Here is a 12,725-nt window from a genome sequence, read left to right on the forward strand (position 1 = left end):
TGGTCGCATCATGGTTCCCCCCACCGAGCACAACGACGCCGCCTGCCGTGCGTCGCGGCACACCCGTGTCCAGCACCTCGTGACCGCCGACGAGACTTCTCTCGCCGAGCTCGACGCGCTGCTCGCTACGCTGCCGATCTGCTCGACCGGCCGGGTGTTCATCGAGGTTCCGGATGCCACCTGGATCGGTGTCGTCACCGCGCCTCCGCGCATGACGGTCAGCTGGCTCGACCGTTCGCGCCGCGGCGGAGCGCCCGGGACCGGAGCGACCTGCGCCCCCGGCCAGGCCGTCGTGCGGGCCGTCTCCGGGTGGGCCGGCGAGATGCTGTGCTGCGACGACGATGCGACGCGCGTCTTCCTCCTCGGCGCCTACCTCGGCACGGCCGAGATCGTCGACGACCTGACCCACCGCCACGGCGTGGACGCCACGGCGATCCACACGCCGGCGCGGTTCGGTCTGGCCACCTCCCGCTGACCGCCGGCCCGCTCCCGCGAGGGGTGGCATCCCGTCGTCCTCAGGACCCCCGCGGGACGTAGTTGCCGTCGATGAGTCCCGCCTCGATCTCGAAGCGGTTGCGGAGCGGATCGCGGCCCGCCAGCCAGTACAGAACGGGCATGAGGAAGCCGTAGCGGCGCCATTGACGTTCGTGCACGGCCTCGTGCCGGAGCACGGCGTCGGTCGGACGGGCGTCACCGGTGAGGAAGCAGTCGCCCACGCAGACGCCGCCGCGGGGGAAGGCCCACGTCGGCATCCCCCGGAACACCCGGAGGCCGTTGCGGTGCTCGACACGTCCGGTGCTCCACAATCCGCCCCAGACGCGGCCGAGCGCGCAGCCGTACCAGTAGCCGACCCGGCTGATCGGCGAGTCCAGCAGCACGGACGGGATCAGCCGGTCCCACCGGCGGCCTCGGCGGACGGCGGCGTCCGCGCGCTCGCGCCAGTCGGCCGGGGGTGTCGGGATCGGGCTCATGCGAGCGCCCCGATGATCCGCAGGATGGTGCCGAGGTCGTCGACGGCCGCGGTGGGCGATGACGGGGAGAACTCCGTCAGGCTCGCTCCGGCCAGGGGGAGGGTCTCGCGCAGACGGCGGAGGGATGCCACGAGGTCGGCCGCCGGCACGCCGAACGGCTCGGGCAGGGCGACGCCGGAGATCTCGGCCGGGTCGAGGACGTCGAGGTCCACGTGCACGAAGACGCGGGCGGCGCCGGTCGCGAAGACGGCCTCGGCGAGGGCGGCGGGGTCGGCGAGATCGCTCGCCGACAGACGGCGAAGGCCGTTCTCGGCGGCGTAGCGGACCTCCTCGGCGGCCATCGTCCGCGTCCCGGCGAGGACGAGCCGGGAGGGAGGGATGCCGGGGGACAGGCGCAACAGCTCCTCGCCTTCTCCCGCGACGGCCCGGAGGACCATGCCGTGGAAGGCGCCGCTCGGACTGGTCTCGGCGGTGTGCAGATCCGCGTGGGCGTCGAGCCACACCACGGCGAGGTCGTCGCCGGCCACGGCGGACACGGCAGCGAGGGTGACGCCGGAGTCGCCGCCCACCAGGACCGTCGGGCCGTCGCCGGAGCCGAGAGCGTCCTCGATGAGGGCGCGCATGCGCACGAGCGCGCTGAGGCGGTGCACACCGGTGCCCTGGGCGTCGCCGGCCTCGGGCAGGGGATCGAGGACGGTGGTCGAGGCGCGGGGCAGGTCGCCCGCGATCGCCTCGGCACCGTCGATGAGCTGCATCGCCCGCGACGAGGAGGATCCCTGCCACTGCGGGGCCACGACGAAACGCGTCATCCGGTCACTCCCGGGGAGAAGGACGGGAGCGCACCGCCCGGCCGACGCCGACGATGCGCTCCCGCGGGGTCGATCAGAGGTCGGGGCTGGGGGCGTCGATCGCCGCGCGCTGGGGGCCGCCGGTCTTCAGCGCGGCCAGCCGCGCCTCGACCTCGGTCAACTCGCCGACGTCCTCGAGGGCGTTGAACTGCGCGTCGATGCTGGACGCGGCCAGCTCCTGCTTGCCGGCGGCGAGGGCCTCCTCGCGGCGGATCTTGTCCTCGAAGCGGCCGAGCTCGCTGGTCGGGTCCAGGACGTCGATCGACTTCACGGCGTCGTGGACCTTGTTCTGGGCCTCGGCGACCTTGGCCCGGGCGAGGAGCTCGCTGCGCTTCGACCGCAGCTGGTCGAGCTTGGCCTTCATGCCGTTGAGGCCGTCCTTGAGCTTGTCGACGACCTCGGTCTGCGCGGCGATGGTGGGCTCGGCCGACTTCGCCTCCGACTCGGCGGTGATCTGACGCTGCAGCGCGATCTTGGCGAGGTTGTCGAACTTGTCGGCCTCGCCGGCGTTGCCGGACGCGCGGAGCTCGTCGCCCTTGCGGCTGGCAGCGAGGGCCTTGCTGCCCCACTCGGCGGCGGCCTGGACGTCCTCCTGGTGGTCGCGCTCGAGCAGGCGCAGGTTGCCGATGGTCTCGGCGATGGCGGACTCGGCGTCGGCGATCGAGTTCGAGTAGTCGCGGACGAGCTGGTCGAGCATCTTCTGCGGGTCCTCGGCCTGATCGAGGAGCGCGTTGACGTTCGCGCGGACGAGGGTCGAGATGCGACCGAAGATGGACTGCTTGGCCATGCGGGGTGTTCCTTCCTGAGGGAGACGGTGTCGAGTCTGGTGGCGGATGCTACGAGTTTTCTGTGTCCGGCCGGTGCGGCCACGGCCGGGGATCAGCGGCGGCCCACCCGTCCGCCGCCGGCTCGGGCGCGCCCACCGCCGCCGAAGCCGCCGCCGGACCGGGAGCGCCCGCCCCCGCCGCCGAAGCCGCCGCCGAAACCGCCGCCGCGCGACGACCCGCCGCCCACGAGACCGCCGAGACCGCCGAGCCCGCCGCCGCCGAAGCCGCCGCGGCGACCGCCGCCGAGCAGCGCGTTGACGGCCATGCCGCCGATCATGCCGGTCAGCAGGTCGGACCCGCCGCCGCCGCCGACGGCGCCCACGTCGTTCTGCGCGAGGGAGCCGGCCTGCGCGGCCAGCTGCGCGGAGCGCTGGGCCGCCGCGAGGGACGACGCCGGATCGGCGGCGCGCAGCTGCTCCGCCTGGACGAGGGCGGACGCCGCCTCGGCCAGACGCGTGCGCGCCGTCACACCTACCGCGCCCCGGCGGGCGGAGATGAAGTCCTCGGCGGCGGAGACCTGCGCCCGCGCCTGCGCGAGGGCGGCGTCGACCTGTGCCGCTGCCCGTCGCTGCCGCTCGTCGGCATCCCGGGCGCGGGCGACGACCTCGTCGAGGGCGGCGTCGGCGGCCTGCAGCCCGGTGAGGGCGCGCATCGGGTCGAGCCGGTCGGGCGTCAGCGCCTCGCGGGCGGACGCGAGCTGCGCCCGCGCCCCGGCGACCGCACCGGCCACACGCCCGTCGGCGTCGGGGACGGCCACGGCGCTCGCGATGCCGGCCTCGATCTCGGCGATCAGGTCGGGCGCACGGCGCTCCGCCGCGGCGAGGTCGGTCGACAGCGTGGTCACGGCGCGCTCGAGCGTCTCGGCCTCGCCGACGGCCGTCTGCGCGGCGCGGATGGCGACGGCGGCCTCGCCGCTCCGCCCGGCGGCGACGGCGGTGCGGGCGGTGTCGGCCTGCACCGCGGCGAACTCCAGGCGCGTCCGGGCCTGGGCGGGGTTGTCGGCGACGGCCGTCAGCGCGTCGGGGGCGTACCGTCCGCGGAGCCGGGCCAGCTCGGCCTCGGCGGTGTCGAGGGCGGCGGCGGCCGCGGCGCGCCGTTCCTCGGCCCGGGCGAGAGCGGCCGGGGCGTCCGCCTCGAGGGCTCGCAGGTCGTCGAAGTCCGCCGCCTTGGCATCCAGGGCCTCATCCGCCGACCCGCACAGCCGGAGGATCTCGAGGTAGGCGGCACGCTGCTGCTCGGGGGTCTCCGGGGTGTCGTCGTCGAGCGACTGCTGGAGCGCGAACGCGCGGTCCAGATCCGCCTGGGCGCGTGCCAGCACCTCCGCGAACGGCGCCGCGACATCCTCGCCGAACTGCGCGCGGGCGAAACCGAGCTCCTGCTCGCTGTCCTTCAGGGCGTCGTCGGTGGCCACGAGCGCGGACCCGGCGCGGCGCGCGAGCTCCTCGACGCTCTCCTGCGGAGCCTGCGCCGTCGCGGCGGCGCGACGTCGGCGCAGCCCGAACCACAGCAGCCCCCCGCCGATCAGCACCACGAGGGCCACGATGAGCAGGACGGGGCCGAGACCGCCGCCGGTCCCGCCGGCCGTGCTGCGCGCGGCCGCCTGCTCGGTCTGCAGGCCGTCGGCCGTGGCCGTCGCCGCGCCGACCCAGTCGGACTCCGCGAGGCGGGGGGCGATGCGGTCGTTCTCGATCGCGGTGAGCTGGTCGGCCGACAGCTCGCCGTCGTCGACGTCGCCGGACAGGTAGAAGCTGCTCCCGACCTCGTCGACGGCGACGCCCAGCACGTACTGACGGGGTCCGAGTCCGTTGCGGTTGGCCGTCTCATTGGCCCAGTCGGCGGGGTCGGTCGGCGAGGCGAAGGCGTCGACGTAGACGACCCAGAGGTCCAGTCCCGTGTCCTGCGACAGGCGCTCGAGGCGCTCCTCGACCTGGGCCTCCTGTGCGGTGGTCATCACGTCGGCGCGGTCCACGACCCACGACGACCCGAGCGACGGCGGCGTCTCGGCGACGGCGGCCGTCGGGGCGCCCAGCAGCAGCGCACCCGAGAGTGCCGCCACGATGCGCGTCGTCTTCGCCGCCCCCATGCGTCCGCCTTCCTCCGCCGATCCGTTCAACTCTATAAACCCCCGCCGACAGGGGGGAAGGCCGATGCGTCCGCTCACAGCGCACCCCGTCGGCGCGCCCCCTCCGCCCGCCTGCGCGGGCCGCCTAGGCTCGGACGCTCGGAGGTGCGGGATGGACGATCGCTACGGGACCGACGTGCTGGCCCGGGGGTGGCGCGAGGCGGGGCGGACGAAGGTCGGCCGCGTGGAAGCCGCCGTCGACCTCGTCGTCGAGGTCGCCGGGGACGGGTTCTGCGGCGCGGTCACCCGCTTGGAGGGGATGAACGTCGAGCTGGAGGACCGATTCGGCAAGCGACGTCTCTTCCCCCTGGGCGGCGGCTTCCTGGTCGACGGCGCGCCCGTCGTCCTGACGCCTCCCGCCGCGGCCCCGAAGGGACGCACGCGCACCGCCTCGGGCTCGTTCGCCGTCGACGACCCCCGCGCGCGCACGGCGCGGGCCAGCCGCATCTTCGTGGAGGGCAAGCACGACGCGGAGCTCGTGGAGAAGGTGTGGGGCGCGGACCTGCGCGCCGAGGGCGTCGTCGTGGAGTTCCTCGAGGGCGTCGACCTGCTGGAGCAGACCCTGGATGCCGAGCCCCCGACAGCCGAACGGCGATACGGCGTGCTGGTCGACCACCTCGTCCCCGGATCGAAGGAGTCCCGCATCGCGGAGCGGATCATGGCGGGCCGTCATGGGGCCCACCTCCGCATCGTCGGGCACCCCTTCGTGGACGTCTGGCAGTGCGTGACGCCGCGAGCCCTCGGCATCCGCGCCTGGCCCGAGGTGCCGCGCAGCGTGGAGTGGAAGGTCGGCGTCTGCCGGGCCCTCGGCTGGCCTGCCGAGGAGCAGGCCGACCTCGCCCGCGCGTGGCAGCACATCCTGTCCCGCGTCACCACCTTCCGCGACCTCGAGCCGGCACTGCTCGGTCGGGTCGAGGAGCTCATCGACTTCGTGACCGTCCCGTGAGCGGCCGCAAACGCGCCGTCGCGTCCGACGCCTCCGCGGCATCCGGGGCCCCTCTCGCGCCGTCCGCGTCGGAGGGGACGCCTACCCTGGATGCCATGGACACCCCCGTCTTCCGCGACAAGCCGGTGTCGTTCGTGCGCCGCAGCGGGCGCATGTCCGAGGCGCAGGACCGCGCCTGGGCCGACCACTCGCCCTTCTACCTGCTGCCGGTGGAGCGCGGCACCGCCGCGACCAGCGTCCGCGCGGGCACCGCCGTCGACCCCGCGGAGGTGTGGGGCCGCCGCGCGCCGCTGACGGTCGAGATCGGGTCGGGTCAGGGGCACCAGATCGTCGCGGCCGCCGCCGCCCATCCCGACCGCGACTTCCTCGCCGTCGAGGTCTTCCGCGCCGGGCTCGCCCGCACGATGCTCGACGCCGACCGGGAGGGGGTGCGCAATCTGCGCCTCGCGGAGGCCAACGCACCCGAGGTGCTCGAGCACCTGCTCCCGGAGGGCTCCGTCGACGAGCTGTGGGTGTTCTTCCCGGACCCCTGGCACAAGAACAAGCACACGAAGCGACGGCTCATCGCCCCCGACTTCACCCGCGTCGCCGCACGAGCGCTGCGCCCGGGCGGCGTCCTGCGCCTGGCGACGGACTGGCAGGACTACGCCGACCAGATGCGCGACGTGCTCGACGGGGCCCCCGACTTCGACCGCGCCTTCGCGGGGGAGTGGGCCGAGCGCTTCGACGGGCGCGTGCTGACCGCGTTCGAGCGCAAGGGCCTGCGCGTCGGACGCGACATCCGCGACCTGACCTACACCCGGGTCTCCCCGTGACCGCGCACACCGCGGTGCCCGTGCACGAGCGTTCCACGTGGACGCCGAAGCTCGTCCCGGCGCTGCTGGTGTGCCTCGCCGCCCCCGCGCTCTTCGTCGTCCAGGTCGTGTGGCTCGGGTGGGTGCTGCTCGTGCTGGCCGTGGCATCCGGGGTCCTCGTCGACCGCCTGCGGGACGTGCCGGTCCTGCCGCCCGCCGGGGCGCGCCGGGGGACCGCCGAGCCGAGCATCGCCCGCGACGTGTCGCTGGTCGCGGTCGGTCAGTTCATCGTCAGCCTCATCCCGTTGCACGCCGAGCTCGACGACGCGGCCTTCGTCCGCTTCACGCTCGCGCTCGGCGGGGCCGTCGTCGTCCCGTACGTCGTGTCGCGGTTCGTCTACCGGGACGACGCGATCCGCTTCCCCTGGCGCGGCGGCGGACGCTGGACGTGGTGGCAGTGGGCGTGGCTGGCGGGTGTGATCGTGCTCGGCTACCTGATCCTGCCGTTCTACTTCATCACCTCGGGCGTCTACACGAACTGGCCGGTGGTGGACACCCCGGACCTCATCGCGCGCCTGTTCGTCGGGGTCGGCGCCGTCGGCATCTGGGACGAGCTCTTCTTCATCTGCACGGTGTTCGTCCTACTGCGCCGCCACTTCCCCGACCTGACGGCGAACCTGCTGCAGGCGATCGTCTTCGTGTCGTTCCTGTGGGAGCTGGGCTACCAGGCGTGGGGGCCGCTGCTGACGGTGCCGTTCGCGATCGTCCAGGGCTTCCTCTTCTTGAAGACCCGGTCCCTCTGGTACGTCGTGACGGTCCACCTCCTGTTCGACGCGGTCGTCTTCGGCGTCCTCGTGCACGCGCACAACCCCGGCGCGGTGAGCATCTTCCTCATCTGATCCGGGATGCCGCCCCTCCGCTTCCGGCAGGGGGATGAGTGCGGGGGTGAAAACGCCTGACCGGGGCTTCTTCCGAGAAGTCAAGCAGGGGGAATGTCCGGGTGCATCCGCTACCATCTGGCCCAGATGCACTTCCCGGGCCCGACAACGTCGTCACCTCGCCCTCATCTTGAAAGGTTCCGAGTGAGCGCACCGCCGAGCCAGCTGTCCCCGCGGACGGTCCCGACCCGCCTCGGCGACCGCGGACGCCGCCTCCTCGACTCCCGCGCCGGCCGTGCCCTGCGCGAGTACGCCGCGGACGTCCTGCAGAAGCCGCAGGGTGTCGTCCCCCTCGAGCGCGGCGCCTTCACCAAGGTCCTGCTGCTGTGGGCCGTCGCCCGCCTCGTGAACGTCGGGATGCTGTGGGGCTTCTACTCCATCGCGAAGGCGGCGCGCTGGGGCTTCGGCCCGGACGACGAGCGCCTGGGCACCTTCTTCGACTACCTCACCGGCTGGGACGCCGACCGCTACGGGCAGATCGCCGCGCAGGGCTACCCGACCTCGCTGCCGATGAACGTCTCCGGCGACATCCTGCCGAACAACTGGGCGTTCCTGCCCGTGTTCCCGTTCCTCATCCGCACCCTGTCGGGAGCCACGGGGCTGGGGTGGCAGGTCGTCGCCGTGCTGCTGAGCGTCGCGGCGGGCCTGGGCGCCACCTGGCTGCTGTTCGTGCTGCTGCGCACCGTCACCGCGCCCCGCTCCGCCTGGTGGGGCACGGTCATCTTCTCGTTCGCCCCCCTGTCGTTCATCATGGTCCTCGGCTACAGCGAGGGCCTGTTCATGATGCTGATGTTCGCGTCGATGCTGCTGGCCATCAAACGGCAGTACATCTGGATCCTGCCCATCGGGCTCGTCGCCGCCTACACGCGTCCCGGGGTGCTGGCGCTCGCGCTCGGCCTGGGCATCGTCTTCGCGGTCCGCTTCTTCCGCCGCCGCGTCGACCCGTTCCCGTTCCGCGAGTGGGCCGGGCTGTTCGTCACCGGCATGGGCCTCGCGGCGGCCGGTCTGTCCTGGAACCACATCGCCCAGGCGGCCACCGGCACCCACAACGCCTACATCCGCACCGAGATCGGGTGGTGGATCGACTTCGTCGGCAACGACGAGTTCATGCCCTTCACCCCGTGGTTCCGCCAGGCGGGCACGTGGCTCGGCCCCGTCGGCATCCTGATCGTCGTCGCGATCGTGGTCGGCTTCGCCATGCTGATGTGGTCGCGCCCGGTCCGCCGCCTCGGCCTGATGGTCGTCGCCTACAGCTTCAGCTACGGCCTCTACCTGTTCGCGGTGTTCCTGCCGCAGCAGAGCACGTTCCGCCTCATCATGCCGATGGCACCGCTCTTCGGCGACGAGCGCTGGTCCTCGACGCCCCGGCGGCGGACGGCGATCCTCGCGGGATGCCTCGTGCTCCAGGTCGTCGCCATCCTCCTGCTCTGGACGCGGGGCAATCCCTGACCCGCACGTCCGCATGACGATGCCGCCGCGGAGGACCGCGGCGGCATCGTCGTATCCGGGCCCGCGGTGCGGGCAGGAAGGCTCAGTCGGGACGACCGCCCGGGTCGACGGCGTCGATCATGTCCTCCTCGACGGCGTTGTCCGCGTGCAGCTCGTCGGACGAGACGGCATCCCCGTCGTCGTCGGCGAAGGCGCCCACGGGCTCGGGGGAGGGCTCGGGTGGCAGGGGGACGGTCGGCTCGACGGGGTTCGGCGCCGTCGGCTCGACCGGGTTCGGGGCGACGGGCTCCGCCGGGGCCCCGGGGACGCCGGGCGCGGTCGGGTCGGTGGGGACGGGGGTGGAATCGCTCATCCCCACACTCTCGTCGCCCGGGCGCCCGCACGCGAGGGTCTTGGACTTACGAAGGGAAGGGTGTAGTCCCCTAGGCTGACCTCACTGGGGAGCTCGAGGGGAACGGCTGTGTCCACAGCGCACGATGTGACGCGACGCGAGGCGATCGCGCAGTACCGACTGGTCGGGGAGGCGCCCGAACCGGACCTGCAGGGCCTCGTGGAGCTCGCCGCGACGATCTGCGGCGTCACGACGGCCGTCATCAACATCATCGACGACCGGATGCAGCATCAGGTCGCCGCCGTCGGCATCCAGGCGGCGAGCTGCTCCCGCGAGGACTCGATGTGCGCCGCGGTCATCTCCCGCCCGGGTCGCGTCGTCGTCTCCGATGCCCGCCTCGACGAGCGCTTCGCCGCCAACCCCTTCGTCACCGGCGTCATCGCGAACGTCCGCTTCTACGCCTCGAGCCCCCTCATCACGCCGTCCGGGGTCGCGATCGGCACGCTGTGCGTCTTCGACGACGAGGTGGGGGAGCTCTCGGCGGCCCACAGCCACGCCCTCGACCTGCTCGCACACCAGGTCATCGACGTGCTCGAGCTGCGCCGCATCACGCGCGACCTCGCGGAGTCCAACGCCCAGCTCGAGCAGTTCGCCGCGCAGGTCAGCCATGACCTGCGCAACCCGCTCACCGCGCTCTCCGGCTTCCTGGAGCTCGCCGCGGACAGCCCCGAGATGGCGGAGGCCCCCCGCGCCGCGCAGTCCCTGGCCCGCGCCGAGGCCGCCGCCGGACGCATGACCGCCATGGTCACCGACCTCCTCGACTTCGCCCGCATGGGCGGCGCGCGCCCGCAGTTCAGCGACGTCGACGTCGCCGACTCGGTGGACGCGGTGCTCGAGGACCTGGACGGCGCCCTCGTCGAGACGGGTGCGCAGGTGAGCGTGGATGCCTCCGAGTTCGTGCGGGCGGACGTGACGCTCTTCCGCGTGCTGCTGCAGAACCTCATCGCGAACGCCGTGAAGTTCACCGTGGCGGCGGGGCGGGTCCCGCGGGTCGAGGTGCGCCTCGAGGCCCTGCCCGACGGCTGGCGGCTCACCGTGGACGACAACGGCGACGCCATCGAGCCGGAGCTGCGCGAGCGCATGTTCGAGCCGATGCAGCGCGGCCACGACGCGGACGTGGCGGGCATCGGCATCGGCCTGGCCACGTGCCGGCGCATCGTCGAGGCGCACGGCGGGCACATCGGCCTGGATGAGGCGCCGACCGGCGGCACGCGCGTGTGGGTCGTGCTGCCGCGCTCGCCGCGGGAGCGCTGAGCCGCGCAGCTCGCGTTACCCGCTGCGGCGGGTGGGGCGCAACGGTCGAGGCGGTCGGCGCAGCGGTGCGTAGCGTGGCATCCAGGCGCCCCGACCGACGTTGTCCGCGGTCCGACGCCTGAGCGGCGGGTCCACCGCCGTGACGACGACGACGAAGGGCAGGATCGTCCCATGGCACGCAATGTCCGGGTGATGCGCTGCACCCCCGAGGACGTCTTCCGCGTGCTCGAGAACGGCTGGCTCTATCCGCTGTGGGTCGTCGGCACCTCCCGCATGCGCGACGTGTCGGAGGACTGGCCCGCCGAGGGCGCGACCCTGCATCATTCGTTCGGCTCCTGGCCGATCGTCACCAACGACCGGACCGTGGTGCGCGTGTGGGATCCGCCGCGCCGCGTGGTGCTCGAGCCCCACGGCGGACCGATCGGCGTCGCGCGCGTCGCGATCGACGTCAAGCCGCGCGGCGACACCTGCGTCGTGCGGATCCAGGAGGAGCCGGTGACCGGACCGACGAGGCTGCTGCCCGACGTCGTCTTCGACGCCGTCACCCGCTGGCGGAACGCCGAGACGCTCCACCGACTGGCGTACCTCGCCGAGGGCGGTGCCCCCGGCACGTCCGGCGGGGCGTCGGCGCTCGGCCACGTCTCCACCGCCGAGGAAGAGCCGGTCGACCGATGAGCGAGGGATACGACGCGATCATCGTCGGGTCGGGCCCGAACGGCCTGGCCGCCGCGGTCACGCTGGCGCGGTCGGGTCTGTCGGTCGCCGTCTACGAACGGGCCGACACGTTGGGCGGTGCCGCGTCCACCGCGGAGCTGACCCTGCCCGGCTTCCGCCACGACGTGGGCTCCGCGGTGCACCCGCTCGCGTTCGAGTCCTGGTTCTTCCGCGAGTTCGCGCTCGAGCGCCGGGTGCCGTTCGTCCGGCCCGAGGTGTCGTACGCGCATCCCCTGGACGGCGGCCGTGCCGGCCTCGCCTTCCGCGACCTCGCGCGCGCCGCAGAGGGGCTCGGTGTCGACGGCCCCGCGTACGAGCGGCTCATGCGCCCCCTCGTGGACCATCTGCGCGGCGTCGCCGACTTCACCGGCAACGCCCTGCTGCGGGTCCCCGGAGACCCGCTGGCCGCGTTCTTCTTCGGCATCCGCTCCCTGGAGCAGGGCGGGCCGTGGTGGAATCAGCGCTTCCGCGACGAGGTGGTGCCCGCGCTGATCACCGGCGTCTCGGCGCACACGATCCTGCACCAGCCGAGCATCGCCGCCGGCGGCGCCGGCCTGGTGCTCGCGACGTACGGGCACGGCCGCGGCTGGCCCATCCCCGTGGGCGGCAGTCAGGCCATCGCCGACGCGATGATCGCCGACGTCCGCGCCCACGGCGGTGTCTTCCTCACGGGCACGGAGGTGACCTCCCTCGACGAGCTGCCCCCCGCCCGCGCGGTGCTGCTCGACGTCACCCCCCGCGCTCTCGTGCGACTGGCGGGATCCCGGATGCCGTCCGGCTACCGCCGGAAGCTCGAGCGCTTCCGCTACGGCGGGGGCGTGGCGAAGGTGGACTTCGCCCTGTCCGAGCCGGTGCCGTGGACGAACGCCGACGTCGCGCGCGCCGGGACGGTGCACATCGGCGGGACACGGGCCGAGGTGGCCGCGGCTGAGAACGCCGTCGCGCGGGGAGAACTGCCCGACGCGCCGTACGTGCTCGCGGCGCAGCCGACGCTGTTCGACCCGACCCGCGCCCCGGCGGGGAAGCACGTGCTCTGGGCGTACACCCACGTCCCGCCCGGCAGCCCCGCGGATCGCGAGGAGGCCGTCGTCCGTCAGGTCGAGCGCTTCGCGCCCGGCTTCCGCGACACGATCCTCGCGTCGACCTCTCGCACCGCCGTGGACATCGCCGCCTGGAACCCCAACTTCCCCGGTGGCGACATCTCCGCCGGCGCCCCCTCTCTTCCGCAGCTGCTGGGCCGTCCCGTCTACAGCCCGGACCCCTGGCGTACGCCCATGGACGGCGTGTACTTGTGCTCGTCCTCGACGAGCCCCGGCCCCGGCGTGCACGGCCTCGCGGGGTGGCAGGCGGCGCTGAGCGCACTGCGCCACGAGTTCGGCACACGCCTGCGGCCGGACCTCGCCCCGCGCGAGGAGTCGCTGCGCGACATCGATCCCGGTGCGGCGTCGCGGCGCGACGCGACCCCCTAGCC

At 73.6% G+C, this 12,725-nt stretch carries 13 protein-coding genes; 8 read left to right on the plus strand and 5 right to left on the minus strand.

The window, feature by feature from the left end; all coding sequences use genetic code 11:
* Window positions 1–10: 10 nt before the first annotated feature.
* Window positions 11–475, plus strand: coding sequence for an SIP domain-containing protein (locus tag MRBLMI1_RS08745; protein WP_367729968.1), 465 nt, complete (start codon window positions 11–13; stop codon window positions 473–475).
* Between the two features lie 40 nt (window positions 476–515).
* Here the strand turns inward: MRBLMI1_RS08745 and MRBLMI1_RS08750 are convergent, their stop codons facing one another.
* The 4 genes from MRBLMI1_RS08750 to MRBLMI1_RS08765 all read right to left on the minus strand — a co-directional run bounded on the left by MRBLMI1_RS08750 (window position 516) and on the right by MRBLMI1_RS08765 (window position 4,729).
* Complete coding sequence (locus MRBLMI1_RS08750) at window positions 516–971, minus strand: Fe-S oxidoreductase (protein ID WP_367729970.1); 456 nt, start codon at window positions 969–971, stop codon at window positions 516–518.
* Window positions 968–1,780 (minus strand): arginase family protein, encoded by an 813-nt coding sequence (locus MRBLMI1_RS08755; protein ID WP_367729972.1) that lies wholly within the window; start codon window positions 1,778–1,780, stop codon window positions 968–970. Before MRBLMI1_RS08755 ends, MRBLMI1_RS08750 begins: the two co-directional genes overlap by 4 nt.
* A 73-nt stretch (window positions 1,781–1,853) precedes the next feature.
* Window positions 1,854–2,606: a PspA/IM30 family protein gene (locus tag MRBLMI1_RS08760; protein WP_367729974.1), complete on the minus strand. Its 753-nt coding sequence runs from the start codon at window positions 2,604–2,606 to the stop codon at window positions 1,854–1,856.
* Between the two features lie 92 nt (window positions 2,607–2,698).
* A complete protein-coding gene (locus MRBLMI1_RS08765) occupies window positions 2,699–4,729 on the minus strand; it encodes a TPM domain-containing protein (RefSeq protein ID WP_367730041.1) in 2,031 nt (676 codons plus the stop codon).
* 151 nt (window positions 4,730–4,880) lie between these two features.
* On the opposite strand from MRBLMI1_RS08765, the gene MRBLMI1_RS08770 reads away from it, so the two are divergent.
* From MRBLMI1_RS08770 to MRBLMI1_RS08785, 4 genes are all read left to right on the plus strand, one after another.
* Window positions 4,881–5,714 (plus strand): DUF3097 domain-containing protein, encoded by an 834-nt coding sequence (locus MRBLMI1_RS08770; protein WP_367730043.1) that lies wholly within the window; start codon window positions 4,881–4,883, stop codon window positions 5,712–5,714.
* 95 nt (window positions 5,715–5,809) lie between these two features.
* Window positions 5,810–6,529: a tRNA (guanosine(46)-N7)-methyltransferase TrmB gene (trmB, locus tag MRBLMI1_RS08775; protein ID WP_367730046.1), complete on the plus strand. Its 720-nt coding sequence runs from the start codon at window positions 5,810–5,812 to the stop codon at window positions 6,527–6,529.
* Entirely contained in the window at window positions 6,526–7,407 is an 882-nt protein-coding gene (locus tag MRBLMI1_RS08780; protein WP_367730051.1) for a CPBP family intramembrane glutamic endopeptidase, read from the plus strand. Before trmB ends, MRBLMI1_RS08780 begins: the two co-directional genes overlap by 4 nt.
* 183 nt (window positions 7,408–7,590) lie before the next feature.
* Window positions 7,591–8,895 carry a hypothetical protein gene (locus MRBLMI1_RS08785; RefSeq protein ID WP_367730054.1) on the plus strand — a complete coding sequence of 435 codons (1,305 nt, stop codon included), beginning with the start codon at window positions 7,591–7,593 and terminating at the stop codon, window positions 8,893–8,895.
* A gap of 82 nt (window positions 8,896–8,977) precedes the next feature.
* Here the strand turns inward: MRBLMI1_RS08785 and MRBLMI1_RS08790 are convergent, their stop codons facing one another.
* Complete coding sequence (locus tag MRBLMI1_RS08790) at window positions 8,978–9,247, minus strand: hypothetical protein (protein WP_367730056.1); 270 nt, start codon at window positions 9,245–9,247, stop codon at window positions 8,978–8,980.
* 108 nt (window positions 9,248–9,355) lie between these two features.
* Here MRBLMI1_RS08790 and MRBLMI1_RS08795 point away from each other — a divergent pair, with 108 nt between their 5' ends.
* The 3 genes from MRBLMI1_RS08795 (at window position 9,356) to MRBLMI1_RS08805 (ending at window position 12,723) form a co-directional block, all read left to right on the plus strand.
* Complete coding sequence (locus MRBLMI1_RS08795; RefSeq protein WP_367730058.1) at window positions 9,356–10,540, plus strand: sensor histidine kinase; 1,185 nt, start codon at window positions 9,356–9,358, stop codon at window positions 10,538–10,540.
* A gap of 171 nt (window positions 10,541–10,711) precedes the next feature.
* Window positions 10,712–11,215, plus strand: coding sequence for an SRPBCC family protein (locus MRBLMI1_RS08800; protein WP_367730060.1), 504 nt, complete (start codon window positions 10,712–10,714; stop codon window positions 11,213–11,215).
* Window positions 11,212–12,723, plus strand: a complete 1,512-nt coding sequence (locus MRBLMI1_RS08805) for a phytoene desaturase family protein (RefSeq protein WP_367730062.1) — start codon at window positions 11,212–11,214, stop codon at window positions 12,721–12,723. Before MRBLMI1_RS08800 ends, MRBLMI1_RS08805 begins: the two co-directional genes overlap by 4 nt.
* The last annotated feature ends 2 nt before the right edge of the window (window positions 12,724–12,725 follow it).

It is taken from the genome of Microbacterium sp. LMI1-1-1.1 (assembly GCF_040815675.1).
GTDB lineage: Bacteria > Actinomycetota > Actinomycetes > Actinomycetales > Microbacteriaceae > Microbacterium.

What these genes read in the sequence shown, in the direction of transcription:
- MRBLMI1_RS08800 (WP_367730060.1), top strand. Translation starts at nt 10,712, where the DNA reads ATGGCACGCAATGTCCGGGTGATGCGCTGCACCCCCGAGGACGTCTTC.
- MRBLMI1_RS08750 (WP_367729970.1), bottom strand. Translation starts at nt 971, where the DNA reads ATGAGCCCGATCCCGACACCCCCGGCCGACTGGCGCGAGCGCGCGGAC.
- MRBLMI1_RS08790 (WP_367730056.1), bottom strand. Translation starts at nt 9,247, where the DNA reads ATGAGCGATTCCACCCCCGTCCCCACCGACCCGACCGCGCCCGGCGTC.
- MRBLMI1_RS08805 (WP_367730062.1), top strand. Translation starts at nt 11,212, where the DNA reads ATGAGCGAGGGATACGACGCGATCATCGTCGGGTCGGGCCCGAACGGC.
- trmB (WP_367730046.1), top strand. Translation starts at nt 5,810, where the DNA reads ATGGACACCCCCGTCTTCCGCGACAAGCCGGTGTCGTTCGTGCGCCGC.
- MRBLMI1_RS08770 (WP_367730043.1), top strand. Translation starts at nt 4,881, where the DNA reads ATGGACGATCGCTACGGGACCGACGTGCTGGCCCGGGGGTGGCGCGAG.
- MRBLMI1_RS08755 (WP_367729972.1), bottom strand. Translation starts at nt 1,780, where the DNA reads ATGACGCGTTTCGTCGTGGCCCCGCAGTGGCAGGGATCCTCCTCGTCG.
- MRBLMI1_RS08765 (WP_367730041.1), bottom strand. Translation starts at nt 4,729, where the DNA reads ATGGGGGCGGCGAAGACGACGCGCATCGTGGCGGCACTCTCGGGTGCG.
- MRBLMI1_RS08760 (WP_367729974.1), bottom strand. Translation starts at nt 2,606, where the DNA reads ATGGCCAAGCAGTCCATCTTCGGTCGCATCTCGACCCTCGTCCGCGCG.
- MRBLMI1_RS08745 (WP_367729968.1), top strand. Translation starts at nt 11, where the DNA reads ATGGTTCCCCCCACCGAGCACAACGACGCCGCCTGCCGTGCGTCGCGG.